The sequence below is a fragment of the Amycolatopsis bullii genome (assembly GCF_014654205.1).
GTDB classification, from domain to species: Bacteria; Actinomycetota; Actinomycetes; order Mycobacteriales; family Pseudonocardiaceae; genus Amycolatopsis; species Amycolatopsis plumensis.
The window spans coordinates 1-25219 of the sequence record NZ_BNAW01000046.1 but is presented as its reverse complement, the minus strand read 5'-3'; the positions used below and the strand labels follow the sequence as shown (position 1 = coordinate 25219).

The following is a 25219-nucleotide window of genomic DNA, read 5'->3' as shown; positions in this document are numbered from 1 at the left end:
ACGGGTCACGGCTTGATGAGCACCTTCAGCGCTTCGCGGTCCGCCATCGCGCGGTAGCCGTCCGGCACGCCTTCGACGTCGATGGTCCGGTCGAAGACGCGACCCGGCTGGTACTTGCCGTCGAGGACGTCCGGCAGCAGCTCGGGGATGTAGTGCCGGGCCGGGGCGACACCGCCGGTGACGGTGACGTTCCGCCGGAACAGCGCCGGGCCGATCGGGCCCTCTTCGTACTGGGGGACGCCGACGCGGCTGACCGCACCGCCCGCGCGCACGGCACCGACGGCCATCTCGAAGGCGGGCTTGGTGCCGACGCATTCGAGAACGGCGTGCGTGCCCTCGCCGTTCGTCAGCTCGCGCACCTTCGCGATGCCCTCCTCGCCGCGCTCGGCGACGACGTCGGTCGCCCCGAACTCGCGGCCGAGGTCGGTCCGCGCGCGGTGGCGTCCCATGAGGACGATCCGCTCGGCACCGAGGCGCTTCGCGGCCAGGACCGCGGAGAGGCCGACCGCGCCGTCGCCGATCACGGTGACGTTCTGGCCCGCGCTCACGCGTGCCTTCGTCGCGGCGTGGTGGCCGGTCGGGAAGACGTCGGACAGCGTGAGCAGCGAGGCCAGCAGGTCGTCGTCCTCGGTGTGCGGAACCTTGACGAGCGTGCCGTCGGCCTGCGGCACCCGCACGGCTTCGCCCTGACCGCCGTCGACGCCCTTCGCGCCCCAGAACCCGCCGTGGACGCACGACGTCTGCAGGCCTTCGCGGCAGAACTGGCAGGTGTTGTCCGAGTAGACGAAGGGCGCGATGACGAGGTCGCCCTTGGTGACGGTGGTGACGTCCGCGCCGGTCTCCTCGACGATCCCGAGGAACTCGTGCCCGATGCGGCGGCCGTGCTCGCTCGGCGCCATGTCGGCGTACGGCCAGAGGTCGCTACCGCAGATGCAGGACCGCACGACCCGCAGGATGACGTCGGTCGGTTCCACCAGCTTCGGGTCGGGGACGGTTTCCACCCGCACGTCACCGGCGCCGTAGATGACTGTCGCTCGCATACTGGGGCCTTCCCGTGGAGGTTCGTGACAAACGTCGGGGGTGCGACGGCGGTGGCGCGCCTAGATTTTCGTCCATGACCACGCGCACCGCATCCCGCAACCCGTTCGTGGCGCTCGCTCCGGTGCGCCGCCGTCCGTACCTGACCGCCGCGGTCTTCGTGGTCACCTTGGCCTGCGGAATCGCGCAGCTGGTGCACCCGCCGTTGTACGACGCGATGCACCGCGACGCGGCCCGCATCGACGCGGGGGAGTGGTACCGCCTGCTCACCGGCATGTTCTTCCAGGACGCGTGGGCGTTCGGCCTGGTCTTCAACCTGGCGTGGCTGGCGGTGTTCGGCATCCTCGCCGAGCGCGTCTTCGGCCGCGTCCGCTGGCTCGTCCTGTACTTCACCTGCGGCCTGTTCGGCCAGTTCATGAGCTACGTCTGGCTCAACCCGGTGGGCGCGGGCAACTCGATGTGCACCGCCGGCCTGATCGGCGGCCTCGCGGCCGTGGCCATGGTGGCGTCGCGCCGTTACGGCGTGGTGCTGCCGGTCCAGTTCCGGATCATGGCCTTCGCGGTGCCGGTGCTGGCCGTGGCCGACACGGTCCTGCACGACAACCACGGCCTCCCCGCCCTGCTCGGACTGGTGCTGGGTTTCCTGCTGCTACCGGCTCCGGTACAGGTCGCGCAGCAGTAGGACCTCGGCGCAGTGGTGGATCATCTCGCGGTGGATGTGCAGCACGAGCGTGGCCATCGGGTACTTCGCGTACGGGCCCTCCGCCGGGCCGCACGGCCGCGCGAGGGCTTCTTCGTCGAGTGACTGCACCCCGGCGACCCACTGCGCGTAGAGCTTGTCGAGCTCCGACAGCGCTTCGGCGGCCGTTCCGGGGTACGGGTAGGTGTCGTAGCCGATCGGCTCGCCGCCGAAGTGGGACCCGATCCGCGCGCCCAGCACTCCGACGAGGATGTGGCCGAGCCGCCAGGCGATCGTCGTGACCGGCGGGGGCGTCGGCTCGGGGTAGGCCCAGTCGATGGTGAACGGGCCCGTGCCCGGTTCGTCGTCGGACTTGCGCGGCCGCACGGTCCAGCAGCCCGTGACCGGCTCCCAGAAGTACTCGTCGTCGGTGAGCCCTTCGAGTTTCGGGCGCGTGTGCACCTCCCAGTGGAAGCCGAGCTGATCGGTCAGTTCCTTCGTCCAGTTCACCGCCATACCGGGCACCGTAAGCCCGATCGAGGACAGGGACGGCCCTGAATCCCGGGTGACCGGGCCCACCTGGGACGATGGTGGGGAATCCCGCTTCTCGCCAGGAGGTCGCCAGGTGCCCAACCCCACCGGTCCGGTTCTCGTCGTGGACTTCGGGGCGCAGTACGCGCAGCTGATCGCCCGGCGCGTTCGCGAGGCACAGATCTATTCGGAGGTCGTGCCGCACAGCGCGTCCACCGAAGAGATCCTCGCGAAGAACCCCTCGGCCATCATCCTTTCCGGTGGTCCTTCGAGCGTGTACGCCGAAGGGGCGCCGGGCATGGACCCGAAGCTCACCGAAGCCGGCGTGCCGATGTTCGGCATCTGCTACGGCCACCAGCTGCTGGCCAGCACGCTCGGCGGGGTCGTCGAGCCGACCGGCGTCCGCGAGTTCGGCCGCACCGAGGTCCGCGTGACCGGTGACGGCGGTGTCCTGCACGCCGGCCTGCCCGCGCACCAGCCCGCGTGGATGAGCCACAACGACAGCGTCACCAAGGCCCCCGAAGGCTCGGTCGTCACGGCCTCTTCGGACGGCGCCGCGGTGGCCGGCTTCGAGGACGTCCAGCGTCGCTTCGCCGGCGTCCAGTACCACCCGGAGGTCGCGCACTCGCCGCACGGCCAGGAGGTGCTGCGCCGGTTCCTGCGTGACATCGCCGGCATCGAGCCGCAGTGGACGACGTCGTCGATCGTCGAAGAACAGGTCAAGCGGATCAGCGACCAGATCGGCGACGGCCGGGCGATCTGCGGCCTGTCCGGCGGCGTCGACTCCGCCGTGGCGGCCGCGCTGGTCCAGCGCGCCATCGGCGACCGGCTGACCTGCGTGTTCGTCGATCACGGGCTGCTGCGCGCGGGCGAGCGCACCCAGGTCGAGCAGGACTTCGTCTCCGCCACCGGGGTCAACCTGGTCACCATCGACGCACGCGAGCGGTTCCTCGACGCGCTCGCCGGCGTCACCGACCCGGAGCAGAAGCGCAAGATCATCGGCCGCGAGTTCATCCGCGTCTTCGAGCAGGCCGAGCGCGACCTCAAGGCCCAGGGCGACTACAAGTTCCTGGTCCAGGGCACGCTGTACCCGGACGTCGTCGAGTCCGGCGGCGGCGAGGGCACGGCCAACATCAAGAGCCACCACAACGTCGGCGGCCTGCCGGACGACCTGCAGTTCGAGCTGGTCGAGCCGCTGCGGCTGCTGTTCAAGGACGAGGTCCGCCGGGTCGGCCTGGAGCTGGGCCTGCCCGAGACGATCGTGCAGCGCCAGCCGTTCCCCGGCCCCGGCCTGGGCATCCGCATCATCGGCGCGGTCGACCAGGAGCGTCTCGACACCCTCCGCGCGGCGGACCTCATCGCCCGCGAAGAGCTGACGGCGGCCGGGCTGGACCGCAGCATCTGGCAGTGCCCGGTGGTGCTGCTGGCCGACGTCCGCAGCGTCGGCGTCCAGGGCGACGGCCGGACGTACGGGCACCCGGTGGTGCTGCGGCCGGTGTCGTCGGAGGACGCGATGACCGCGGACTGGACGCGCCTGCCCTACGAAGTCCTGGAGCGGATTTCCACGCGGATCACCAACGAGGTGGCGGAGGTCAACCGGGTGGTGCTGGACGTGACGTCCAAGCCGCCGGGCACCATCGAGTGGGAATGAGTCCGTTGTAGACGACAAGGCTCGAGGCCCCGGCGTGGGATCCGGGGCCTCGAGGGTCTTTTCGGTGAGGGTCAGCGGCGCCGTTTGCCGCCGAAGGACGCGGTGAGCAGCATCAGCCCCACGAACACCGCGCCGCCGGCGATCACCCAGCGGAAGTCGAACGAGGGCAGCCAGCTCGCGCCGTCCGAGAGGACGTAGGCCGACACCAGCAGCGTCGCGATGCCGCAGATCAGGGTGAAGACGTCCAGGCCGCCGCGCTTGGCGGGCTGGGTGTCCGCCGGTTCGTCGTAGGCGTAAGGGTTCTGGTCAGCCACGCCGCACCTCCACGTTGCCCACGTTGTTCGAAACCTTCAGGGTGATCTTCTGGCCGCCGACACCGTCGGGGCCGTTGTCCGTGCCGGTCACCGCGGGCTGGCCGATGCCGTCGGCGGAGCGGCCGAAGCACGACGCCTCGCCCGCGCCGGTGTGGCAGTCGAAGGTGACGTCGGCGTCGGCGGGCACGATCACCGTGGTGTCGCCGGCGCCGTTGGACACGGCCGTCGCGTACGGCGCCCCGGCCGGCAGCTGGGTCAGGTCGAGCCGGATGTCGCCGGCCGCGTGCTGGTAGAGCGACTGGAGCTCGGCCGCCGACTGCGGCGTCGGGTCGAGGTCGCCGACGCCGCCGCGGACGTCGAAGTTCTTGAACGGGGACGACGTCAGCACCAGCCCGGCGATGGCGAGCGGGATGGCCAGCCCGATCAGGCCGCGGCCGCCGCGGGCGAACGCGCCGGCGACCAGGCCGATCCCGACCACGCCGAGCACCAGGCCGACGATGTGCTGCGCGTCGAACCAGGTGGCGCCGTTGAGACCGGCCAGCACGCCGCCGCCGGCGGTCAGCACGGCCAGCGCGAACGTCGCGGACCCGACCTTCGACCGGGGCCGCCGCTGCGGCGCCTCGACCGAGACCGGCGGCGTGGGCCGCGGCTCCGGCGCGGACGGGGCGTCGGGGAGGTCCCAGCCGGCCGGGTCGGCGGCGAGCGGGTCCCAGCCGCGCGCCGGCGACGGCGCCTCGGCGGTGTCGGTCATGGTGAAGGCTCCGTTTCCGGTGAAGGCCGGGTACGACGACCGCGCGGCAACCGGCGCGGGGCGGTTCTCGTGGCCGCGGCTGCGGTGCAGCAGGTAGAGCGCGGTGGCGATGAGGGCGCAGCTGATCAGCCCGCCGCCGTCGAACCAGGAGCCGCTGATCGAGCCCCCGGCGCTGAGGACGGTGAGGACCATGAGCACGACGGCGAACGCGGGCGACACCGACGACCGGCCGCGCCCGATGAGGCTTTCGAAGCCGGAGACCTCGTCGCTCTCGCCGGGCAGGTACAGCCACCCCAGCAGGTAGAAGGGAACGCCGAAGCCGCCGAAGATCGTCGCGACCACCAGCGCGATCCGCACGACGACGGGATCGATCCCGTACCGCCGCCCGATGGCGGCGGCCACCCCGGCCAGCTTCCGCCCGGAGTGCGGCCGCCGGGGCCGGCTGACCCAGAAGTCCTTGACGGTCTCCTCGAAGCCGTTCAGGGCACCCGGCTTCGGTGACCGGGTTTCGCTCGCACCACTCATACCGAGAAGCATGCGGCACCCGTCGCCGCCGAACATCCGGGATGGTCCCTGAGGTTTCCCCTGGGCCGATGGATCAGGGGTTTCCCCGATGGAACCGCCTGCCGGTGCGTGTGACCATGGACGGCGTGCAGGAGTCCCTCGACCACGTCACCGCCGAGCAGGCGATCACGCCCACCACGACGGAGTCATCTGCGCCCAAGATGTTCCGGCGCCGCTCCGGGCGGGCCATCGCCGGGGTCGCCGGGGGGCTCGCCGACCACCTCGGCGTGCCGGTCCTGTGGGTGCGGACGGCGTTCGCGCTGCTCGCCGCGCTCAACGGCGCCGGGCTGCTCGCCTACGGCCTGCTCTGGGTGTTCGTCCAGCAGCAGTCCGAGGAAACCGCGGAAGCGCCGAAGCCCAAGGAACGCCAGCAGGCGTTCGGCCTGATCGCGCTGGGTGTCGGCCTCGCCGTCGCCAGCGGGACGCTCACCGGGTTCATCAGCGGCTGGGTCGCGGTGCCGCTCGCCGTCGCCATGATCGGTCTCGCGGTCGTCTGGCGGGAGGCCGACGAGTCGCAGCGCCGTCGCTGGCGGGTCGGCGCCAAGGACGGCTTCGCGGGGGCGTTCCTCGGCGGGGGCGGCTGGTCGGCCGCGATCCGGATCGTCGCCGGCGTCGCGCTGGTGATCACCGGCATCACCGTCGTCGTGCTGCGCAGCGGCACCCTGGACCAGGTCCAGTTCGCGCTCATCGCCGTCATCGCCACTCTGATCGGGGTCGCCGTGCTGACCGTGCCGTTCTGGCTGCGGCTGGTCCGGGACCTCTCCGACGAGCGCAAGGCCCGCATCCGCACCGACGAGCGCGCCGAGATCGCCGCCCACCTGCACGACTCCGTGCTGCAGACGCTCGCGTTGATCCAGAAGCAGAGCGAGTCGCCGCGCGAGGTCGCGCGGCTGGCCCGCAGCCAGGAGCGCGAGCTGCGCGGCTGGCTCTACGGCCCGAACGGCTACGGCAAGCCCGCCGAGAAGGTCGAGGAAGCGACCGGCCAGCTGTCCGAAGCGCTCGCGACGGCGTGCGGCGAGGTCGAGGACACCTTCGCGATCTCGGTCGGCCAGGTCGTCGTCGGTGACGCCGAGCTGGACGAATCGCTGGTCGCGCTCGTCCAGGCCGCCCGCGAGGCCATCGTCAACGCCGCGAAGCACGCCGGCGTCGACGAGGTCAGCGTCTACGCCGAGGTCGAGCCGACGTCGGTGACGGTGTTCGTGCGCGACCGCGGCAAGGGCTTCGACCCCGACCTCGTCCCGGACGACCGCCACGGCCTCGCCGACTCGATCCGCGGCCGGATGACCCGCCACGGCGGCACCTGCAAGGTCCGCACGGCGCCGGGCGAGGGCACCGAAGTGCAGCTCGCCATGCCGGTGAAAGCGGGCAAGGGAGCGGCGTGAGGCGGCTATGCTCGACGACGTGACGGACAACCAGCGTGAACCGGTCAAGGTGTTCCTCGTCGACGACCACGCGCTGTTCCGCGCCGGGGTGCGCACCGAGCTCGACTCGATCACCGACGAGGTCCGGGTGGTCGGCGAGGCCGGCTCGGTCGCCGAAGCCGTGGCCGGCATCGCCCGCACGAAGCCGCAGGTGGTGCTCCTCGACGTCCACATGCCCGACGGCGGCGGCGCCGAGGTGCTGCGCCGGGTCCGCCCGGAGCTGCCGGACGTGGTGTTCCTGGCCCTCTCGGTGTCCGACGCGGCGGAGGACGTCATCGCGGTCATCCGCGCGGGTGCCCGCGGCTACGTGACGAAGACGATCTCGTCGAAGGAACTGGTCCGCGCGGTGGTCCGCGTGTCGGACGGCGACGCGGTGTTCTCCCCGCGGCTGGCGGGCTTCGTCCTGGACGCGTTCGCCGACCGCCCGGGTTCGGCCCCGATCAACGACCCGGAGCTGGACCTGCTGACGCCGCGCGAGCGCGACGTCCTGCGGCTGCTGGCCCGCGGGTACGCGTACAAGGAGATCGCGTCGGAGCTGTTCATCTCGGTGAAGACGGTGGAGACGCACGTGTCGAGCGTCCTGCGGAAGACCCAGCTGTCGAACCGCTACGAGCTCTCCCGCTGGGCCTCCGACCGCCGCCTCGTCTAGGAGTGGCGCAGCAGCAGACGCTCGTACTTGTCCAAAACCACGATCGCGTCACGCCAGGCGTCCCTGATGTCCTGCGGGATGTGACTGCCTGGCTTGTTGATCTCGGTCAAGTGCTTGTTCAACAGGTCCGGCGCGGTCACCCTGTGCATGAAGTTCTCGGCGCAGAACTCCGAGAAGTTCCCCGCCTGGTACTTCTTCCTCTCGGCAGGTTCTCTGCCTTCACCCAGATCGAGTCCGAGCAGATACTGCCCATCATTCCGGCGTAGCACCGTCCAGGCGTCGCGGAACGCCTGCTCGTCCTGGTTCAGGGTGCTCGGGTTGGTGGTCATCAGCATCTGCTCGAATGAAGCGTGCCCCATCTCGTGTAGCAGCAAACGGAGGAAGATACCCGGACTCGTCCGTTCCACCCCTCTTTCGAGATGCACCGTTCTGTCTGCGTGCGTGTAAAGGCCGCCGAGGCCACTGGCGTGCCCGGAACCAAACCGGATGGTGATGCCGGCTTTGGCCAGATGATTGACGAATGCCGGATTCGCGTCCAGAAACTCATTGAACCCGCGGAGGTTGCGTGCGGGGACCTTCTCGGCATCGGATGTTTTGCCGAATTTCGATTTCAGCTTGCCGACCTGCTCGTCTTTTTCCAGGAGCCGACGGACGATTCGGTTCCTGGGACTGTCCGGCTTGAGCTTGGACAGGTCGCTCGCGAAGTAGAGCTTGGCGATCTCGGGGATCTCCTTGGCGATCAGTTCGACGGACACCTTGTGGGGACATCGTCGTCGATCATCGCCTCGATGACCGGCCGCACGAATATGCCGTACCCGTGATCGGTCTTTTCCTCGAGCCGGTCCCGGTCGATTTCCGGGAGATCTTCGTAGGCCGCCACCGTCCTTCCGCGCCATGACAGTGTGCGCTGGATCGGGAGGTTGCCGCCCCCGCCCGCGGCAGTCTGCCGGGTGCCCGCAAGGAGCCTCGATACGGCCTGGTTGCCCGCGGTCCGCTGGAGCCGCAACGCGTCGGCGGCCGCGGGAGGAACCGTCGGGCTCGGCCGTGCGCCGCGCGCCGGCGTTCCCTGGGGGTTCCGTCCCGAGGTGTCCACCTTGCTTCTCGAATGGCGCACGGTTCCCCCCGGGTCCACGACGTCCGGCCCGACCCATGGTCTGGGCGGCCCGGGTTCCGCGTCAACACACGATGGAGTGACGTTCTTCCTCGGCGCTCCCAGCTGGGTTTCCCTAGACGCGTTCCATCGCCGGCTCCGCGGACGGCACCCGCTGGGGAATCCGCGTCAGCGCCACCCCGCCGAGCACGACCACCATCCCCGCGATCACCCGCAGGTGCAGCTGCTCGCCCAGGAACCCCGCCCCGAGCAGCACCGACACGACCGGCAGCAGGTACCCGACCACCGACGCCGCCACCGCGCCCTCGCTGGCCAGCAGCTGGTAGTTGAGCGCGAACGCGATTCCCGTCGAGCCGATGCCCAGCACCAGCACCGCCAGCAGCGGCCCCGTCGACACGTGCACCGGCGTGAACCCGCCGACCGGCAGGGCCAGGACGAGCATCCCGCTGGCCAGCAGCATCTGCCCGGCCGAAATCGCGTACGGCGAAGACGTCGAGGAGGACAGGTACTTGCCCTCGTAGACGAACGCGAAGCCGTAGCTCGCCGCGGCCGCGAGGCACGCCAGGGCGCCCCAGCTCAGCAGGCCCGACGCCTGCCACGGCGCGAAGATCAGCAGGATCCCGCCGAGCCCGACGACCAGCCCGGTCAGCCTCGCCGCGGTCATCCGCGACGACGTCCCCATCAGCGGCGCCGCGAGCAGCACCCACAGCGGCGTCGTCGAGTTCAGCACGCCGGTGATGCCGGAATCGACCGTCGTCTCGCCGATCGCGAACAGCAGGAACGGCAGCGCGTTGTGGAAGAACGCCGCGACCGCGAGGTGGCCCCACATCCGGCGGTCGCGCGGCAGCCGCGCCCGCTGCAGCCGGCACAGCACGAGCAGCATCGCCGCGCCCAGCACCAGTCGCGCCAGGACCAGCTGGACCGGCGAGAACATCCCCAGCCCCAGCTTGATCCAGAAGAAGCTCGAGCCCCACATCAGCGCCAGCGCACCGATCCTGAGCAGGGTCTTCGTCTCGCCCACCCCAGTCCTCCTTCGACAGCCGAGGTCAGCTTCGCCCGGACCAGACGTAAGGACAAGCGAAATTAACTGCACGAACACTTAAGCTGAGCTGTACGATCAGGGCCATGCTCGACGTCCGCCGCATGCAGGTCCTCCGCGCCGTCATCACCAGCGGGTCGATCACCGCCGCGGCCCGCAACCTCGGCTACACGCCGTCCGCGATCAGCCAGCAGCTGTCCGCGCTGGAACGCGAGGCCGGCACCGAACTGCTCGAACGCGTCGGCCGCGGCGTCCGACCGACGGCGGCGGGGGCGCTGCTGTCCGAACACGCGGAGACGCTCAGCACCGAGCTCGCCAAGGCCGAAGCGGCGCTGACCGAGCTCAAGGAGGGCCGCACCGGCCGCGTGGCGATCCGCTACTTCGCGACGGCCGGGGCGTCGCTCGTCCCGCCCGCCATCGCCGCCGTCCGCCGCGAGCACCCCGGGGTGCGCCTGGACCTCAAGCTGGTCGAGCTCGACGACCCGATCCTGGACGTCGAATCGGGTGACGCGGACGTGGCGATCACCGTCTTCCCGCGCCAGACCCCGCCCGCCAAGGGCATCGAGCTGGTGCACCTGCTCGACGACCCGTACCGGGCCGTGCTGCCGAAGGCCCACCCGCTGGCCCGCAAGCGCGTGCTGGACCTCACGGAGTTCGCCGAGGAGCCCTGGGTCGGCGTCGACGGCCTGCCCGGTATCTGCCGCGACATCCTGCAGGGCGCCTGCGCGTCGGCCGGCTTCGCGCCGAACATCGTGGTCGAGTCCGAGGACTACCAGACGGCGCAGGGGTTCGTCGCCGCCGGCATCGGCGTCGGCCTGATCCCCGAGCTCGGGCTCGGCGCACAGCATCCGGGAGTGGTCGTCCGCCGCATCCGCCACCCGGAGCCGGTCCGCGCGATCCACGCGGCGGTCGCGTCGCGGGCCTCGGGCCACCCGGCCGTCCGCACGCTGCTGGCCGCCATGCGCGCGGCGACCGCCAAGGTGGCCTAGACGAAGAACAGCTCCGTGACGAGGATGCCGACCAGCACCGCGGCGAGGATCGCGGCCACGGTGACCAGCGTCTTCTTCGACACCGGCAGGTTCCACTGCTCGGCGGGCTGCGACGCGGCGGCGGGCGGCGGCGCGTACTGCGTTGCCTGGGGGGCGGGCGGAACCGGCGGGATCTGCTGCGTCGCCCCCTGCGCGTAGCCCGGCGGCGGCGTCATCGGGTACTGCGGCTGGAACTGCGGGCCCGAGGGCATCGGCGCGCCCGGGGGCGGCATCGGGGGGCCGCCCGGCCCCGCCGGCCATCCGACCGGCATGGTCGGCATCGCCGGCGCGGTCGGCGGGATGAACGCCGTTTCCCGGCCTTCGGTGATCGCCTTCAGCGAGTGGACGGTGTCCGCCATCGTCGGCCGCGTGTTCGGGTCCGGACGCAGCATCTTGCGCAGCGCCTCGGTCAGCACGCCCGAGTTCTGCGGCGGGCGCTCGGACGACTGGCCGTCGTCCCCGAACGGCGGCACGCCCTCCACGGAGGTGTAGAGCGTCGCGCCGAGGGAGAAGACGTCCGCCGCCGGCGTGCCCGGCAGGCCGCGCGCGACCTCGGGGGCCACGTACGCCGGGCTCGGCCCGCCGCCGCTGATCCCGATGTCGGTGAGCTTGACGCCGCCGTCGTCGGCCAGCAGCACCGTGCCCGGCTCGAGGGTGCGGTGCACGAACCCGGCCGCGTGGATGGCCGCCAGCGCGTTGCCGAGCTGGATGCCCAGCTGCGCCGCCTGGTCGGGGGTGAGCCGGCCGTGCTCGGCGAGGAACGTCGCCATGCTGCGCGACGGGATGTACTCCATCACCAGCCAGACGTCCTGGCCGTCCGGCAGCACGTCGAACACCTTGATCGCGCACGGGTGCTCGATCCGGGCCGCGTCCTTGCCTTCCTGCATGGCGGCGGCGCGCGCCTGCTCGGCACGCTCACCCGCGCCGACCGGCAGGTACATCCGCTTCATCGCGACGGTGCGGAACAGCCGCGTGTCGAACGCCAGCCACACGATGCCCGCGCGGCCGCGGCCGATCGGCTGGTCCAGCCGGAACCGGCCGCCGACGATGGTGCCTTCGGAACTCAACACATACCTCGGGTCACGGCGTGGTGGAAGTGGGTGGTGGCGTCGCCTGCGAGCTCGACGGCGGAGCTTCGCTGCTGGTTTCCGGCGGCGTCGTCTTTGTTGACGTCTTCGACGGCGTGGTCGTCGGCGTCTCGCTGGCCCTCGACGTGGTCGCGCGCTTCGACGACGACGTCGTCTCGCTCACCGGAGGCGGCACCTCCGCCGTGCTGAACGGCGTCTCCGACGTCGACGGCTCCGACTCCGACGTGGCGACGGGCGACGGCTTGGTGCTGGGCACCGGCGCGGCCGGTGCCTCCGGGTTGTTCGGGCTCAGCAGCCAGACGACCAGCGCGACCAGGCCCACGACCACGACGCCGCCGATGATCGCCGGGCGCTTCCACGCGCCGGGCTTGTCGTCTTCGTCGACCGGGCTCAATTGGGGCCGCGACCGCGCCGGGGGCGGCTCCGGGTCGTCGTCGTAATCGTCGTAGTCGTCCTCGTACCCGTCGTGCTCGTGCGGCGGCACCGGCACGGCGCGGGTCGCGGCCAGCCCCGGCGGCACGCCCCCGGCCGCGTGCTGGTCGTCGTCGCGGTAGTGGTCGTACCCGTCGTAGTCGTTCTCCGGGTAGCCGGTGGCCTCGGGGTAGTCGTCCTCGTCGTAGAACGGCACGGCCTGCGTCGGGGCGCCGCCGCCGTTGAGCAGCGTGCCCGAGTGACCCGCGGGGATCTCGTCGAACATCTGCGTCGCGTTCGGGTCGGCGACGGCGGCCGCGCCGAGGACGCCGGCGGACGGCGCCATCATGGTCTCGTCGGCCGGGCCACCCAGCGGGGTCTCGCCGCGGGCGACGGCCGCGAGCAGCTCTTCGCACTCCTCGGCGGTCGGCCGGTGTTCGACTTCCGGGTGCAGCAGCACGGCCAGCACGCTGGCCAGCGGCCCGGACTGGCGCGGCGGGTTGATCTGCCCGGCCGCGACCGCGTGCAGCAGGCTCAGCGTGTTCTCGGACAGCCCGAACGGCGGCTGGCCCTCGCACGCCGCGTAGAGCGTGGAGCCGAGGGAGAAGACGTCGGACTCCGGGCCGGGCTCGCCGCCGATGGCGACCTCGGGGGCCAGGTAGGCGGGGGTGCCGGCGATCATCCCGGTCTTGGTGACCGTGACGTCGTCCTTGGCGCGGGAGATGCCGAAGTCGGTGATCTTCACGACGCCGTTGCCGCCGAGCAGGATGTTGCCCGGCTTGATGTCCCGGTGCACGATGCCGACCGCGTGCGCCTCGCGCAGCGCCGCGGCGACCTGGGCGCCGATGCGCGCCACCTCGGTCGGCGGCAGCGTGCGGCGCTCCTGCAGCACGGCGGCCAGGCTGGTGGAGTTGAGGTACTCCATGATCAGGCACGGCTGGCCGTTGTCGTCGGTGACGACGTCGAAGACGGAGATCGCGTTGGGGTGGTGCAGCCGGGCCGCGATCCGGCCCTCGCGCATCGTCCGCTGGCGGGCGTCCTCGGCGTCGTGCTGGTCCAGGTGCGGCTGGAGCAGGAGCTGCTTGATGGCCACGGTGCGGCCCAGGACCTCGTCGTGCGCCTGCCAGACGGCCCCCATCGCGCCCGTGCCGATCCGGCCGACGATGCGGTACCGATCGGCGACCAGACGACCCTCGTCGCTCACGCGACCTCCCTTTGGGCTCCGGCTTCACCAGGGCGTGCGGTTCGATGCCTGGTGACGCGGCCGCGAACACGCCGCTTCGCTGGAGCGTATGCACATGTCGTGGGCTCTGAGCCGGTTTTTCCGAGACCGGCCCGTGACAAGGCTAGGCGCTCACTCTGCGCACACGAATCCGGCACGGGCACTTGAACCTGGGGTGAAGGGGTGGTCGCCGTGGGCTACATGTATTGGGCGGAGACGAGCTGGGCTTCGGTGATCAGCCCACCGGCGTCGGCGACCCGGAACAACTGGGTGACGCGCACCAGTGCGCCGTCCGGCCGGTGCAGCGTCGCGACCGCGAGGATCGAGCCGTCCGGGTTGATCTGCGTGTCGCCCTCCTGGACGTCGATGGCGTCCATCGAGCTCCAGGTGCGGACCAGCTCGCCGGCCGTGCCGTCGACCAGCGCCGGGCTCAGCAGCGCCAGCGCGCCCGCCGAGTCGCGGGCGATCTTGGCGTAGAACTCCTTGACGGCCTGGATCTTGCGGCTCGCGCTGCGGGCGTCGGCGGCCTTGTCCGGGACGGGGGTGGTGGCGACCGGGGCCGGCTGGGACCGCGGGGTGCCGTTCACCGGCTGGGTGGACGGCGGGTCCTCGGCGCGCGTGCCCGGCGTCGCCGGGCTGTGCCGCTCCGGCGCGCTGCCACCGGCCTGGTGCTGCGGGACGGCGAGGCCGCCGAGCTCCGCCGCGCCGGTGAACCCGGCGGGCGTGGACTGGCCGCCGGAGGAGGTGGCGGCGCGGTGCGAGCTGGTCAGCATCGGCGCGGCGACCACGGCGCCGGCGACGAGCGCGCCCGCGGCGACCAGCCCGGTCAGCTTCGCGCGGCGCGCGAACCGGCTTTCCGGCTCGCCGTCGTCTTCGGCCTGCTCCGGCTCGCGGACCGGCTCGGGCCGCGCCGGCAGGAACCGCTGTGGGTCGCGAAAGACCTGCTCGAGGTGGTCGCGGTCGGCGTCGGCGACGCCGTCCAGGATCTCGGCCGGGATGACGTCCTCGACGCGGACGGCGTGGGGTGACTCACGCCGTGTGCGCTGCCGATCAAGCACGAAAGTCCTCGCTCTGGGTTCCGGGGACGGTCGCCCGGCCGTTCGGCCGGGCTCCCGTTGGTCCGGTCGGCCGGCTCGTGGCCGGTCTTGGGATTCACTGTCGGATTCGTTGTCGTCAGGTAACCCTGTGGGGACGACGACCACCAGGCTCTGTCGCCGGAATGCCGTCGCCACACGACGAGCGGCAGCTTATGTCACCCACCCGGACCAGGCATAACCGCTCGGCGCACCGCACGTGCATCAGAACGGGCGAACCGCACGTGCAGGTGCGGCTACTGGCCGTCAGCGGTGATCTTGTCGCCGTCGCCGAAGGTCAGGGTGCGCTCTTCGACGGTCTTGGTTCCGTCGGTGTGGGTCACTTCGACGGTGTTGACTGTGACGCCGCGCTGCTGGTCGATGCTGACCTTCTTGACTTCGAAGTAGGCGATGCCGGCGTAGCGGTCGGCGAGCGCCTGCGGCCCCTCGTCGTGCAGCCGGCCGGTGGTCACCGCCGACGCCGCGGACGGGTCGGTGGTGACGGTGTTGAAGAACTTCTCCGAGTTGTCCCCCATGGTCTGGGCGTCGGGCGGGAAGGAGTACCACCACGGTGGCTTGACGGGGGTTTCGCGCTGGGCGGGCGTGACCGGTGGCTTCCGCGGGGTCGCGCTCGGCCGGGCGGGGCCGGTCGTCGTCGTCGTGTCGGGCGCGTTGGGGGTGCCGGCGTGGGGAGGGGGAGCCACGCCGTCGACCGGCCCGGTACCCCCGCCAGGCTTGCCGGCGGCGGCATCGTCTTCCGGCCGGGACGGGCTCTCCGGCCCGGGCGCGGAGCCGCCCTGCGTGGGCGGCCGGTGCTCCCCGGTGGGGTCGGCGATGGTGGGCGCGCCCTGGTAGCCCGGCCAGGCGCCTTGAACGGCCTGGTCCACCGGCGGCTTCCCGACGAGGAAGGAGCCGGCGCAGAGCAGCCCGACGACGACGGCTCCGGAGGCCCCGGTGGCGAACCAGGCGGCCTTCTTCCAGGTCTTCGGCGGCGTCACCGACGCGGGGACGGACCCGATGGCGAACCCGCCGAGCCCGCCGAGCTCATCGAGCTCGTCGAGCGGTGGCGCGGAGTAGATGCGGACGTCTTCTTCGTCGAGGTCGACGTTCCGTGGCGCGGGAGCGGCCAGCGAGACGCGGGTGCGCCGGGCGGCCTGCTCGGCGTGGCTTTCGGTGACGGGCGCCTCGTCCTGGCCGTCTTCGTCCTGGTCGAAGCCGTCGAGGGGGAGGCTGCCGTGCGCGGCGGGGAACAGGGGAGCGGAGGGCCGCCGGTTCCGCGGCTGCGGCAGCAACGGCGGATCGAGCGGCAGCAGTCCGCGAACCGGCGGATCGGCCGGCTCGGGAACGGCGGAGCAGGGCCGGAAAGGGCGGTCAGCCGCCTCCGAAGGGTGGTGCGCCCACGGAAGCGAACCGGGCACCGGAGGTTCGCCCGGACGGGAATCGGAGGCCCGGAGCCGGAAAGGGCGATCGCCACCCTCCGGCGGCTCGGCTGTTCCGCGGAACCGTGCCGGATAGCCGGGTTCCTGGCCCCGCGCCTGCCGCCGCAACGGGGGTGAGCCGACCTCGGCCGTCCCGCGGTACCGCACCGGAAACCCGGGCTCGGGCGGCTCGTACCTCAGCAAGGGCGGCGAACCGGGCTCGCGCGCGACGCCCGCCGCGTGGTGCCGCACGGGGCGGTGCTCGGGCAGCGGTGGCGTCCAGCTTTCCGCGCCGCCACGCCGGTGCCGCCCGGGGTGCGCGGGCATCGCGGCGTGTCCGTGGAACTCTGTGCCTTGGCTCATGTGGGCTCGACCACCCGGCCGTGCGCTGCTGACGCCGTCCGGCGGCTGGACGACCCGATCGGAGCATCCTCACGCGCGGAATCCCGTTCGAAATACTGCGCAAAGGACTGCGCAAATGCACGCGCACGCGACGGCAGGCGCGCGGGGCCAGTGCCCCCGCGCGTCCCCCGGGCATCGCCCGACCCAGACGCAAGGGTCCTCACAACCTCAACCCTAGGAGCATCCGGCGGAGAAAGTCGCCCCCAAACCTGCAAGTTGCAGAGGTTTCACTCGGTCGGGCGCGACCGAACGGGCGATGGTGACGCTGCGAAGTTTCACGCAGTGCCATCGCCCCTGATCAGGGGTTTCAGCCTCCCGTGCGGTAACGGTCGCGCGTGGATTGCAGCGCCTTCGTCGCCACCACGCCGCTACCGGCGGCGACGATGATCGCGAAGACGTCCAGCGTCGGTCCCCCGGCCGTGAGCAACCAGGCGAACAGGGAAGCCGCGGTGGTACCGCCGGCAACGGCCCACCTGCTCTTGACGTACTGCGCGACCGGAGCGCCGCCGGCCCGCTTACCCGCCGCGTTGTTGAGCAGCGCCAGATACCCCACATGGCCCAGCGCGGCCAGCACGCTCGCGAGCGCGACGATGACGGCGATGAGGTTCACGAGCCAGTCCATGACCCCAGTCTGCCCGTATCCCGGCCGCCGGTGCCTCGGGGAAGACCCCGAATTCGCCGCAACCGTTACCGGCCGAGCCGCCCGCGGCCCAGGTTCAGCAGCGCCATGGCCAGCTGCCGGCCGTCCGGGCCGAGTTCGCGGTAGCGCGCGAGCACGTCCATCTCGCGGTTGTAGACGATGCGCGTGCCGCCGGCGGCCATCCGCGCCGCCCCGATCGTCTTGGACACCTCGACCCGGCGTTTGACGAGCCGCAGGATCTCCTTGTCCAGGTGGTCGATCTCCTCGCGGAGCGCAGCGATGTCGTCGCCCGCGGGGGTGTGCTCGGCGGGCTGTCCGTCGGCGTTCGTGGCGTGTGCGTTCATCGGGACCTCTTCCTCGAGACCCGGATCCGGCCCCAGGGACGGCGACAGCCCCGGGTCCGTGGACTCCGGGGCTGGCGTGATGGCGGTTGGCGGCACTACGCGATCACGGGAGCCGGAGTCCGGGTCCCGTAAAAAAATCGCTTCGCGTGGTGCCGCATGCGGTCAGTATGGCACAGCGGTGCGGACGCGCTCCCGGACCGAGCGCACCCGAGCATGAACCAAGAGGCTCACGCCGAGCCAGAACACCGGGAACACCGGCCAGAAGAACCCGGCGCCCAGCACGGCCCAGCGGGCGATCACCAGCACGGCGATCGCGACCACCACGGCGAGGTGGACGCGCAGGGCGGGATGGCGCCGCAGCGCCTCCCGGCCGAGCGGGAAGCCGGGCGAGGGCGGCGCGGGCCGCGGCAGGTCGGCGGTGAGCGCGGCGAGTTCGTCGGTGAACCGCGCGGCGTAGACGCGGCCGAGGCGTTCTTCGACCTCGTCGAGGGTGAGCCGGCCTTCGGAACCGGCGGTCTGGACGGCGGTGGCGACGCGGTCACGATCGGCGTCGGCGGCCCGGATGGGGGCCGAACTGGTGTCTTCCATGTCCGCCGATGTTCCGCGCGCCGGGCCCGCCGCGCGTCGGGTGCCGGGCGACACCTCCGGCTACGCCCTCCGCGGTACCCGGCGCCGGGCGGACGTCAGGAACGAGTCATTCACTGCGTCCCACGCCAGTAACGAGGCATTCCCGGCGCTCCCCGCCGAAGCACCGCCCCGCGGACCCGGCGCGGTTTGCCGGGCCCCGGCCCGCCCGGGGTAGCGTGGACGCCACGATGGACACCCTCTTCGATCTCCCCGCCGCGACCCCTGTGCGCAAGCCCGCCGCCGGCGGGCAGGCCGAGCTGCTCGACGACCTCAACCCCGCCCAGCGCGAAGCCGTCACCCACGCCGGTGGCCCGCTGCTGGTGGTGGCGGGCGCGGGATCGGGCAAGACCCGGGTGCTGACCCGCCGGATCGCCTACCTGCTCGGGCAACGCCGCGTGCACCCCGGCGAAATCATGGCCATCACGTTCACCAACAAGGCCGCCGCCGAAATGCGCGAGCGCGTCGCCGCGCTCGTCGGGCGCCGCGCGAACGCGATGTGGGTGTCGACGTTCCACTCGATGTGCGTGCGGATCCTGCGCCGTGAAGCCAAGACGCTGGACATGTCGTCGAGCTTCTCGATCTACGACTCCGACGACACCAAGCGGCTGATCACCTTGGTGGCGCGCGATCTCGACATCGACCCGAAGCGCTACGCCGCCCGCACGCTCGCCGTGCACATCTCGAACCTGAAGAACGAGCTCACCGACCCGGAGACCGCGGCGGCGAACGCGGGCAACGACCTCGAGCGTCGCGTCGCCGAGGTCTACGGCGAGTACCAGCGGCGGCTCAACCAGGCCAACGCCTTCGACTTCGACGACCTCATCATGCGCACGGTCTCGCTGCTGCAGGCGTTCCCGGACGTCGCCGAGTACTACCGGCGGCGCTTCCGCCACGTGCTGGTCGACGAGTACCAGGACACGAACCACGCGCAGTACACCCTGGTCCGCGAGCTGGCCGGGACGGCGCCGAACGAGGCGGGTGTCGAGCCGGCCGAGCTGGTCGTCGTCGGTGACGCGGACCAGTCGATCTACGCCTTCCGCGGCGCGACGATCCGCAACATCGAGGAGTTCGAGCGGGACTTCCCGAACGCGCACACCATCCTGCTGGAGCAGAACTACCGCTCCACGCAGACGATCCTGTCCGCGGCCAACGCCGTCATCGAGCGGAACCCGAACCGCCGGGCGAAGCGGCTGTGGACGGATTCGGGCGACGGCGAGAAGATCGTCGGCTACGTGGCGGACAACGACCACGACGAAGCCGCGTTCGTCGCGGGCGAGATCGACGCGCTGGCGGAGAAGGGCGAAGCCGACTACTCCGACGTCGCCGTCTTCTACCGCACCAACAACCAGTCCCGCGTCTTCGAAGAGATCTTCATCCGGCTCGGCCTGCCGTACAAGGTCGTCGGCGGCGTGCGGTTCTACGAGCGCCGCGAAGTCCGCGACATGATCGCTTACCTGCGCGTGCTGGCGAACCCGGAGGACACGGTCAGCCTGCGGCGCGTGCTGAACGTGCCCAAGCGCGGCATCGGCGACCGCGCGGAGGCCGTCGTGGCGACGCACGCCGAGCGCGAGCGCATCTCCTTCGCGCAGGCGCTGCGGGACGCCGTCGAAGGCAAGGTGCCGCTGCTGAACCCGCGGTCGGTCAAGGCGATCGGCGGGTTCGTGGCGCTGCTCGACGAGCTGGGCGCGCTGGTCTCGGACGGCGCCGAAGTGCACGACGTGCTGGAAGCGGTGCTGGACAAGACCGGCTACCGCGTCGAGCTCGAGGAGTCGGAGGACCCGCAGGACCACACGCGCGTGGAGAACCTGGACGAGCTCGTCACGGTCGCGCGGGAGTTCACCGAGATCACCGCCGAGGTCGTCGCGGACGAGAACGCCGAGCTGGTCGTCGAGGAGGGTGTTCCGGCGCCGGGCTCGCTGCCGGCCTTCCTCGAGCGCGTTTCGCTGGTCGCGGACGCCGACTCGGTGCCATCGCCCGACGGCGGCGAGGAAGGCGACGGCGGCGCGGGCGTGGTCACGCTGATGACCGTGCACACCGCGAAGGGCCTGGAGTACCCGGTGGTCTTCTGCACCGGCTGGGAGGACGGCGTCTTCCCGCACATGCGGGCGCTCGGCGACCCGACGGAGCTGGCGGAAGAACGGCGGCTCGCGTACGTCGCGATCACACGCGCGCGGAAGCGGTTGTACGTCTCGCGCGCGATCACGCGCTCGGCGTGGGGCCAGCCGTCGATGAACCCGGCTTCGCGGTTCCTCGACGAGCTGCCGCCGGACCTGGTCGACTGGCGGCGGCTGGAGCCGTCCAGCAGCGGTTTCGGCTCGTTCGGTTCCGGTTCCCGCGGCACCCCGCGGGCGGCGACCACCTGGGGCGGCCGGCGGTCTTCCGCGCCGTCTTCGTCGGGCACGCCGTCGTTCGGCAAGGGCTGGAAGGACACGGTGGCGCTGAAGCTGGACGTCGGCGACCGCGTCAGTCACGACAAGTACGGCCTGGGCACGGTGATTTCGTGCGACGGCGTCGGCCCGCGCGCGACGGCCACGATCGACTTCGGCCAGGCGGGCAAGGTCCGCCTGATGCTGATCGGCAGCGTGCCGATGGTGAAGCTCTAGCCACTCGTCCGAGTGAATCCGGCGGCGATCTTCCCGATCGCCGCCGGAATCGTCGTACCCACCCGGTAAAACTGACCCTGCGATCGAACAAAGGTTCGACGGAGGGGGTAGTGTGGTGTGGACGCGGTGCTGTTTGGCCTGTTGGCCGAAGGGGTACAGAAATACCTGCGAGGAGTCCTGGGGACGAGGGTTCCGGATCGGGGTCGGGAGCCTTCGGGGGCTTCGGGAAGCTCTTCGCGTGCGGGAGCGGAGGCGTGCCGGCTGGCCGCCGCCTGGCGAGCGTTGCTCAGGCAGCACGAGCTCGGTGCGGACGGGCGTTGTGTCACCTGCGGCCGGGGACGCCGCTGGACGACCAGAGCCCGGAGTGCCGCGCGTGTCCGCTCCGCGGGGGGCGCAGGGGGAGCGGTGCCGTGGGGCTGGCTGCCGGTCCGGCGGCCGGCGGAGCTGTGCACGGTGTGGCAGGTCGCGGTGGCGTACTTCATCCGGCGGTTACCGGGCGGACAGCGATAGGCGGTTGCGGCCGCTGAGCCGCCTGTGGGCGCTTTTTCCCGGCTCCGGAGTGGTTCTCTGTCCTCCGGTGGGTCTCGGCTCGGTCTGAAGCGCTCCTCGCGTCGTTGCCGAGTCACGGTGCCTCATCTCGCCGGGATGCCGGGAGCGTCTCGCGTCCGGAAGGCCGCGAGCCCGGCACGTGCTTCCACTGCGGAGCGGCGAACTCGCCGGAGCTGCGTGCTGCCGTCCGGCCCGTTTCGTCGGGTGCCGGGGAAGACGTACCCGATCCGGTTGTTTGTGTTTGGCCTCTGGCGGTGAACCTTGATCTTGTGACCGGTTCCAGCACCCGAGCGGCTCGGCGGAGCGCGTGCCTTCAGCGCCCTTCGCCGGTGGCGGCTGCCCGCGCTGTCCCGGCCGGAGCAGGAGAACGCTCTACGGCCGGGCTTCCGCTGTCGGGCGTGCTGGCGGTGCCTGCTCCCGTGCGGGGAGCGAACGGATCAGAGAACGATGCCGCGCGCGGCCAGCCAGGGCCGGGGGTCGATCTTCTTGGTGCCGTTCTGCCACACCTCGAAGTGCAGGTGCGGGCCGGTGCTCTGGCCGCGGTTGCCGATCTCGGCGATCTGCTGGCCGCACTTGACCTTCTGCCCCTCCTTGACGGAGAAGCTGTTCATGTGGCCGTAGACCTGGATCGTGCCGTCGTCGAGCTGGATCCGTACCCAGAGGCCGAAACCGCTGGCCGGGCCGGCCTCGATCACGGTGCCGTCGGAGGCGGCGTAGATCGGGGTGCCGATGGAGTTGGCGATGTCGATGCCGAGGTGACTGGTGCCCCACCGGGCACCGAAGCCCGAGGTGAAGGTGCCGTGCGCGGGCAGGCAGGTCTTGGGGCGAGAGGCTTCTTCGGCGGCCCTCTTGGCGGCGTCGGCTTCGCGCTGCTCGCGGGCCTGCGTGACGGAGGCGCTGTCGGCGAGCTTCGCGGCTTCGGCGGAGGCGTCGACGGCGTGGCCGGTCGGCAGGAGCTCGGGGGCGCCCCCGGAGCCCGCACCTCCCGCGGTCAGCGAAGCGCTGGCGTCCTGGCTGTTGGCCAGGGGGGTGACGGCGGTGTTCGAGTCGGTGACCGTCTTGAGGGTCGAGCCCGCAGCAGCGGCGGCGAACGCACCAGCCGCAACAGCGGCAACCACGACACGGCCGCGAAGGGCCGAAGAGGGCGGGGCGATGCGGTGCGCACCCCGGACACGGACGACCGCGCCTTCGAGCGCGTCCTTCAGTGCCGGGGAAGGAGCTTGGCCGCCGGGGGAGCGGTGTGAAGCCAAGACAGGGCCTTCCATCGTCGGGGAGCCGGGTCGAGGACTGCGGGCGGGGGAACCCGGTGAGCCAACCTCGGGGGTGGTTTGCTCGGCGTCCTACTTCGTGACCTGACTGTAATGGGGACCCCGGGACAGTAACGAAGGGGTACCGCTGTCGGCAAGACGTGCCCCCGCTGTGGGCCGTTCGAGTGGAACCGGCGGCGCGCTCACCTGTGTAAATCACCCAAAGTTAGAGGGGGTTTACGGCGTTCGGTGTGACTTGCCTTACAGGCCGAAGGGGTGGTGAAGGGCCGCCAAAAGGCCCAGCGGGGCCTCCGCAGGGGTCACGAGCCGGAATAACGAATTGCCGAAGAGGGTTCAAGCGCATCCGACGACTCGCGCCCCGCCGAGAGCTCCCGCGCGACCCGAACTTGCTAGCGTCGCGGGCAATATGCCCCCACGCGCAGAACCCCCCACCGGAAGCACCCCCGGCCCCCGCGAAGAACCCGAGGCCCGAGGTCCGGCCAAGGCAGCCCCGACCCCGCCCACGGCAAGCCAGGGCGACCCCAGGCGGGAATCCACCGGCCCGGGTGGGAGCGAACCGACCCAGCCGGTCCCCGCCGCGGGCGGCCGGCAGGCAGAGGCCGCAAGCCCGGCCGGGTCTGCGGCAGCTAGCCAGTCCGGCGGTCCCTCGCGGCCCAGGCCTGCGCCGGCGGGCGGGCGGAGCGGGCTCGAAAGCTCCACTACCTCCGGGGCCGCCGCGACGGGCGCTGCCGAGTCCGACCCGCCAACGCGGCCTGTGGCTGCCGCCGACGGCGGGCAGGCCACGCCCGAAAACTCCGCCTCCACCGGTGATGCCGCTGCCGCCGCCGAGCCGGATCCGCCCACGCGACCGGTGCCCGCCGCCGGCGGGGTGCCGGAAAACTTCGCCACCTCCGGGGGTGGTGTCTCGAGCGCTCGGCGGCCCGAGCCCGCGTCCGGAAGCTCCACCACCTCCGCGGGCGGTGCCTCGAGCGCCGGGCAGCCCGCCTCCGGAAACTCCGCCACCTCGGCAAGCCGTGTCTCGAGCGCCCGTCGGCCCGACCCCTCTCCCGAAAACTCCGCCGAATCCGAGCCACCGACAAGCCCGGTCCCGGCCGCGGCACGTGTACCCGACGTGCCCGAAAACGCCACCACCTCCCCGCGCGCCTCAGCCAAGCCCGGCAAACCGCAACCCACCCCCCAGCAAAAACCCCGAACCACCGCCGTCGAGCCCACCGAACCCTGGGCCGACGACACCGACACCCGCCCCTCCGGCACCCTCAAAACCGCCCTCGCCCTGGCCGCCCTCGGTGCCGTCGCCCTCAGCGCCGCCGCGATCGTTCCCGTCTCGCCCGCCGCCGCTCCCGGGTTCACCAGCTGGCCCTGGCTCGCCCTTCTCGCCCTCGCGCCCGCCGTCGCCGCCGTTTGGCTTGCTTTCACCGGAAAACCCGGCCTCGGCGGCGGCCTGGTCCTCGGCCTGGCCGCCCTCGCGCCCGGGCGCTTGGTCCTCGACCTCCAGTTCGCCGTCAACGGCCCGCTCACCATCCGGCCCGAGCTCTACCTGCCCGACCGGTTCCTCGGCAGCTCGGCCGTCGGCGGCGGGTTCTGGCTGCTCGTCGCCGGGGACGTCCTGACCGGGGCTGCCGGAGTTGTCGCCTGGCGGGCCCTCCGCAGCCACGACGAGCCCGAACGACGGCGCTGGCGGCTGCTCGTCCCGCTGCTCGCCGTCGTCGCCGGGGCCGGGCTGCTCACCGCGCCCGTCCACTCCGACAACGGCTTCCTGCTCGCCCGCGCCGCCTTCGAAGGGCCGTGGCCCGCCCTCGGCGGTTACCTCCTGCTCGCCGCCGCCCTGCCGCTCGCCGCCGCGGTCGCCCTGGCCGCTCCGGCCGAGCACGTTGCCCGGGGCGCGCTTGCCGGGCTGGCCGCCGGTGCCTTCGCCGTCGCCGCGCCGCCCGTTCTCGCCGGTCTCTTCCGGGCCGACCTGCACGTCACCTGGGGACCTGCCCTCGCACTCGTCGCGACGGCGATCGTCGGCGGCCTCGCGGGCACGCGGCTCACCGAAGGCACCCAAAAGGCCGAGACCGGCGCCGCGAACCTCCCCGGCCTCTTCTGGTGGCGGCTCACCACCGGCCTGCTCGGCCTCGCGACCGCGATCGCCGCGCTCATCGGCGCCTTCGCGCCGCAGGTCGCCGTCACCGCGCTGAACCCGGGGGCCACCGCGCCGGTGAGTGCCGCCGCCGACAGTCCCGCGCGCTGGTTCCTGCTCGCCGCCGCGCTCGTGCTCGCCGTTCCCGCCGCCGGGGTGCTCGTCCCGAAGACCGCCGCCGTCGCGCGGCCGGTGCTCGGGGTGGCCTGGGCCGGGATCGTGCTGGCCGGCACGGCCGTCCTCAACACCGCACTGACCGCCACCCAGGCCGGCAACCTCGCCGGCTTCGGGGGCGCGGCCGCGCCCGTCTTCACCTACGACCTCGGCGCCGGTGCCGCCTGGACGTTCGCCGCGCTCGTGCTCGCCGCGCTGGCCGCGCTCGCCGCCGCCGGCACCGGTGTCGTCGAACGCGAGGACGCCGGGGACGGCACCGAGCCGGACGGCAAGAACCTCACCCTCGTCGTGGCCGGCGCCGTCCTGGCCGTCGCCGCGTTCGGGCTGCCGGTCTTCGCCGTCCCCGGCTACGTCGCCGCCGGCCTCTGGTCCCATCTCGACACCCCGTCCTGGGGCCTGCTGACCGCCGCCGTGGTCGTCGTCGGCGCGGCCGCGCTCGCCACGCGCTCCCGGCCGAAGCCGGCGGCCGGTCTGCTCGCCGGCGCCGCCCTGCTCACCGCGC

General features: G+C 72.0%; 22 protein-coding genes. 7 read left to right on the top strand and 15 right to left on the bottom strand.

The window, feature by feature from the left end; translation table 11 throughout:
• Positions 1-5: 5 nt before the first annotated feature.
• Positions 6-1040: a zinc-dependent alcohol dehydrogenase family protein gene (locus tag IE317_RS34930; RefSeq protein WP_191315642.1), complete on the bottom strand. Its 1035-nt coding sequence runs from the start codon at positions 1038-1040 to the stop codon at positions 6-8.
• A 74-nt stretch (positions 1041-1114) separates the two neighbouring features.
• Between IE317_RS34930 and IE317_RS34925 the strand changes: the two genes are divergently transcribed.
• Positions 1115-1720, top strand: coding sequence for a rhomboid family intramembrane serine protease (locus IE317_RS34925; protein WP_191315641.1), 606 nt, complete (start codon positions 1115-1117; stop codon positions 1718-1720).
• Here IE317_RS34925 and IE317_RS34920 read toward each other — a convergent pair.
• Positions 1688-2233: a DinB family protein gene (locus tag IE317_RS34920; protein WP_191315640.1), complete on the bottom strand. Its 546-nt coding sequence runs from the start codon at positions 2231-2233 to the stop codon at positions 1688-1690. The two genes, IE317_RS34925 and IE317_RS34920, sit on opposite strands and share 33 nt — an antisense overlap.
• Positions 2234-2342: 109 nt before the next feature.
• On the opposite strand from IE317_RS34920, the gene guaA reads away from it, so the two are divergent.
• Complete coding sequence (guaA, locus tag IE317_RS34915; RefSeq protein WP_191315639.1) at positions 2343-3899, top strand: glutamine-hydrolyzing GMP synthase; 1557 nt, start codon at positions 2343-2345, stop codon at positions 3897-3899.
• Between the two features lie 71 nt (positions 3900-3970).
• Here guaA and IE317_RS34910 read toward each other — a convergent pair whose 3' ends face one another.
• Positions 3971-4213, bottom strand: coding sequence for a hypothetical protein (locus tag IE317_RS34910; protein WP_191315638.1), 243 nt, complete (start codon positions 4211-4213; stop codon positions 3971-3973).
• The gene (locus IE317_RS34905; protein WP_191315637.1) at positions 4206-5489 is read right to left on the bottom strand and encodes a PspC domain-containing protein; all 1284 of its coding nucleotides are present in this window, start codon (positions 5487-5489) and stop codon (positions 4206-4208) included. Before IE317_RS34905 ends, IE317_RS34910 begins: the two co-directional genes overlap by 8 nt.
• 110 nt (positions 5490-5599) lie before the next feature.
• Between IE317_RS34905 and IE317_RS34900 the strand changes: the two genes are divergently transcribed.
• Both IE317_RS34900 and IE317_RS34895 read left to right on the top strand, forming a co-directional pair.
• On the top strand, positions 5600-6910 hold the full coding sequence (locus IE317_RS34900) for an ATP-binding protein (RefSeq protein WP_191315686.1): 1311 nt from the start codon (positions 5600-5602) through the stop codon (positions 6908-6910).
• A gap of 7 nt (positions 6911-6917) precedes the next feature.
• On the top strand, positions 6918-7598 hold the full coding sequence (locus IE317_RS34895) for a response regulator (protein ID WP_013222701.1): 681 nt from the start codon (positions 6918-6920) through the stop codon (positions 7596-7598).
• On the opposite strand, the gene IE317_RS34890 is transcribed toward IE317_RS34895, so the two are convergent.
• The 3 genes from IE317_RS34890 to IE317_RS34880 all read right to left on the bottom strand — a co-directional run bounded on the left by IE317_RS34890 (position 7595) and on the right by IE317_RS34880 (position 9730).
• On the bottom strand, positions 7595-8353 hold the full coding sequence (locus IE317_RS34890) for a hypothetical protein (protein WP_191315636.1): 759 nt from the start codon (positions 8351-8353) through the stop codon (positions 7595-7597). The two genes, IE317_RS34895 and IE317_RS34890, sit on opposite strands and share 4 nt — an antisense overlap.
• The gene (locus IE317_RS34885; protein ID WP_191315635.1) at positions 8338-8478 is read right to left on the bottom strand and encodes a hypothetical protein; all 141 of its coding nucleotides are present in this window, start codon (positions 8476-8478) and stop codon (positions 8338-8340) included. The genes IE317_RS34890 and IE317_RS34885 overlap by 16 nt, the downstream gene beginning before the upstream one ends.
• 346 nt (positions 8479-8824) lie before the next feature.
• Entirely contained in the window at positions 8825-9730 is a 906-nt protein-coding gene (locus tag IE317_RS34880) for a DMT family transporter (RefSeq protein ID WP_191315634.1), read from the bottom strand.
• A 104-nt stretch (positions 9731-9834) separates the two neighbouring features.
• On the opposite strand from IE317_RS34880, the gene IE317_RS34875 reads away from it, so the two are divergent.
• Positions 9835-10737 (top strand): LysR family transcriptional regulator, encoded by a 903-nt coding sequence (locus IE317_RS34875; RefSeq protein WP_191315633.1) that lies wholly within the window; start codon positions 9835-9837, stop codon positions 10735-10737.
• On the opposite strand, the gene IE317_RS34870 is transcribed toward IE317_RS34875, so the two are convergent.
• The 7 genes from IE317_RS34870 to IE317_RS34840 all read right to left on the bottom strand — a co-directional run bounded on the left by IE317_RS34870 (position 10734) and on the right by IE317_RS34840 (position 17962).
• Entirely contained in the window at positions 10734-11843 is a 1110-nt protein-coding gene (locus tag IE317_RS34870; protein ID WP_191315632.1) for a serine/threonine-protein kinase, read from the bottom strand. The two genes, IE317_RS34875 and IE317_RS34870, sit on opposite strands and share 4 nt — an antisense overlap.
• A 13-nt stretch (positions 11844-11856) precedes the next feature.
• Entirely contained in the window at positions 11857-13479 is a 1623-nt protein-coding gene (locus IE317_RS34865; RefSeq protein WP_191315631.1) for a serine/threonine-protein kinase, read from the bottom strand.
• 215 nt (positions 13480-13694) lie between these two features.
• The gene (locus tag IE317_RS34860) at positions 13695-14555 is read right to left on the bottom strand and encodes a hypothetical protein (RefSeq protein WP_191315630.1); all 861 of its coding nucleotides are present in this window, start codon (positions 14553-14555) and stop codon (positions 13695-13697) included.
• A gap of 272 nt (positions 14556-14827) precedes the next feature.
• Positions 14828-15862 (bottom strand): hypothetical protein, encoded by a 1035-nt coding sequence (locus IE317_RS34855; RefSeq protein ID WP_229903062.1) that lies wholly within the window; start codon positions 15860-15862, stop codon positions 14828-14830.
• 835 nt (positions 15863-16697) lie between these two features.
• Positions 16698-17012 carry a hypothetical protein gene (locus tag IE317_RS34850; protein ID WP_086844131.1) on the bottom strand — a complete coding sequence of 105 codons (315 nt, stop codon included), beginning with the start codon at positions 17010-17012 and terminating at the stop codon, positions 16698-16700.
• Positions 17013-17077: 65 nt separating this feature from the next.
• The gene (locus IE317_RS34845) at positions 17078-17374 is read right to left on the bottom strand and encodes a chorismate mutase (RefSeq protein WP_176173200.1); all 297 of its coding nucleotides are present in this window, start codon (positions 17372-17374) and stop codon (positions 17078-17080) included.
• Positions 17375-17536: 162 nt separating this feature from the next.
• The gene (locus tag IE317_RS34840; protein WP_191315629.1) at positions 17537-17962 is read right to left on the bottom strand and encodes a DUF1707 SHOCT-like domain-containing protein; all 426 of its coding nucleotides are present in this window, start codon (positions 17960-17962) and stop codon (positions 17537-17539) included.
• Positions 17963-18189: 227 nt separating this feature from the next.
• Between IE317_RS34840 and pcrA the strand changes: the two genes are divergently transcribed.
• Complete coding sequence (gene pcrA / locus IE317_RS34835) at positions 18190-20604, top strand: DNA helicase PcrA (protein ID WP_191315628.1); 2415 nt, start codon at positions 18190-18192, stop codon at positions 20602-20604.
• A 986-nt stretch (positions 20605-21590) separates the two neighbouring features.
• On the opposite strand, the gene IE317_RS34830 is transcribed toward pcrA, so the two are convergent.
• The gene (locus tag IE317_RS34830; RefSeq protein WP_191315627.1) at positions 21591-22271 is read right to left on the bottom strand and encodes a M23 family metallopeptidase; all 681 of its coding nucleotides are present in this window, start codon (positions 22269-22271) and stop codon (positions 21591-21593) included.
• 1261 nt (positions 22272-23532) lie between these two features.
• Here IE317_RS34830 and IE317_RS34825 point away from each other — a divergent pair.
• On the top strand, positions 23533-25219 hold a 1687-nt coding region (locus IE317_RS34825), incomplete at its 3' end, for a hypothetical protein (RefSeq protein WP_229903061.1).

Excerpts from the sequence above, each read along its gene's own strand:
- IE317_RS34930 (WP_191315642.1), bottom strand. The coding sequence starts at position 1,040 with ATGCGAGCGACAGTCATCTACGGCGCCGGTGACGTGCGGGTGGAAACC.
- pcrA (WP_191315628.1), top strand. The coding sequence starts at position 18,190 with ATGGACACCCTCTTCGATCTCCCCGCCGCGACCCCTGTGCGCAAGCCC.
- IE317_RS34925 (WP_191315641.1), top strand. The coding sequence starts at position 1,115 with ATGACCACGCGCACCGCATCCCGCAACCCGTTCGTGGCGCTCGCTCCG.
- IE317_RS34875 (WP_191315633.1), top strand. The coding sequence starts at position 9,835 with ATGCTCGACGTCCGCCGCATGCAGGTCCTCCGCGCCGTCATCACCAGC.
- IE317_RS34850 (WP_086844131.1), bottom strand. The coding sequence starts at position 17,012 with ATGGACTGGCTCGTGAACCTCATCGCCGTCATCGTCGCGCTCGCGAGC.
- IE317_RS34840 (WP_191315629.1), bottom strand. The coding sequence starts at position 17,962 with ATGGAAGACACCAGTTCGGCCCCCATCCGGGCCGCCGACGCCGATCGT.
- IE317_RS34920 (WP_191315640.1), bottom strand. The coding sequence starts at position 2,233 with ATGGCGGTGAACTGGACGAAGGAACTGACCGATCAGCTCGGCTTCCAC.
- IE317_RS34905 (WP_191315637.1), bottom strand. The coding sequence starts at position 5,489 with ATGAGTGGTGCGAGCGAAACCCGGTCACCGAAGCCGGGTGCCCTGAAC.
- IE317_RS34845 (WP_176173200.1), bottom strand. The coding sequence starts at position 17,374 with ATGAACGCACACGCCACGAACGCCGACGGACAGCCCGCCGAGCACACC.
- IE317_RS34895 (WP_013222701.1), top strand. The coding sequence starts at position 6,918 with ATGCTCGACGACGTGACGGACAACCAGCGTGAACCGGTCAAGGTGTTC.